General features: G+C 63.3%; 2 protein-coding genes. Both read right to left on the bottom strand.

The window, feature by feature from the left end:
* On the bottom strand, positions 1-641 hold a 641-nt coding region (rnc, locus tag AC1D00_RS40735), incomplete at its 3' end, for a ribonuclease III (RefSeq protein ID WP_477014595.1).
* A complete protein-coding gene (gene lepB, locus AC1D00_RS40730; protein ID WP_011087823.1) occupies positions 638-1,402 on the bottom strand; it encodes a signal peptidase I in 765 nt (254 codons plus the stop codon). The genes rnc and lepB, both read right to left, overlap by 4 nt.
* Between the last annotated feature and the right edge of the window lie 81 nt (positions 1,403-1,483).

The raw sequence follows: 1,483 nt of genomic DNA, 5'->3' as shown, positions 1-1,483 counted from the left end.
ACAGGCGTCGGCAGTCCCTTCCCCTGCGCCCATTCCTGGAGCACGGTCTTGGGATCGCGCAACGGACGCCGCGGCTTGTGCATCCGCTCGGTCCAGTTGCGTTTGACGAATTCGGCCGCAGCCGCATGGCCGCCGTCGAGGAAGATGGCGCCGATCACGGCCTCGCAGATGTCGCCGAGCACGCTCTTGCGCAAGCGGGCGTCGGCGCTGGGGCCGACCGAGCCGAGCTTGATGTCGTCGAGCAGCCCGAGCGATTTTGCGACGTCCGCGCAGCTCTCCTTGCGCACCAGTTCGGCGAGCCGCTTGGACAGCTCGCCTTCGTCGGCGTTCGGGAAGGCATGGTAGAGCATGTCGGAAACGACCAACCCGAGCACGTGGTCGCCGAGGAATTCCAGCCGCTGATAGCTGTCGCCGCGCTTGCGCCCGGACTTCAGCGCCGAGACATGCGTGATCGCCTGGATCAGCTGGTTCGGATCCGCAAAGCTGTAACCAATGCGCGCCTCGAGTGCCGCATTCGCGTCAGTCGCCTTGGCCTTGCGTACCCGCTTCTTCTTCGCAGGCGTCTTCGGTGCAGCTTCGCCCTCAGGAGCGGCTTGCGCCTCGATAGGTTGGGTCGCGATGTCCTTGGCTTCGTCTTTCATCGGACGATTTTGAAGAAGCGATTCCAGCGCACCGCCCACGGCCAGCGCCAGAACATCCAGGCATGCTCGCCTTCGGCGATGGAGAAGAAGATCATCTGGGCGCGGCCGATCAAATTCTCCTGCGGCACATAACCGACCTGGCCGAGGAAGCGGCTGTCGGTGGAATTGTCGCGATTGTCGCCCATCATGAAGAAATGGCCGGCCGGCACCGTGTAGACGTTGGTGGTGTCCATGTAGCCGTTGTCGGCGCAATCCAGCGTCTCATAGGACACGCCGTTCGGCAGCGTTTCCTTCCAGCGCTTCACCCGGGAGATGCCGCCGCCTTCGGAGCCGCACGGATCCTCGCCGACATATTCGCTCATGCGCTGCCGCTCGACCGGGGTGTCGTTGATGTAGAGCAGCCCGTCCTTCATCTGGACGCGGTCGCCGGGAAGCCCGATCACGCGCTTGATGTAGTCGGTGGAATCGTCCTTGGGCAGGCGAAACACGACGATGTCGCCGCGGTTCGGGTCCGAGCCCCAGAGCCGTCCCGAGAACAGCGGCGGCGAGAACGGGATCGAGTAGTGGCTATAGCCGTAGGAATATTTCGAGACGAACAGATAGTCGCCGACCAGCAGCGTCGCCTTCATCGAGCCGGACGGGATGTTGAACGGCTGGAACAGAAAGGTGCGGATCACGAGCGCGATCAGGAGAGCGTGGATCACGACCCGGATCGTTTCGCCGACGCCGCTTTCAGTTTTCGTTCCCGAAGTCACGCTCATTGCTCTCTCAATTCCGGCCGGCGATCACAGAGCGCCCTCCTCCCGCGAACAGCCCATCGCTTCGCGGCCCAAGGAGATTGT

The sequence above is a fragment of the Bradyrhizobium sp. P2_E8 genome, assembly GCF_056403875.1.
This window is presented reverse-complemented; position numbering and strand designations above follow the sequence as displayed.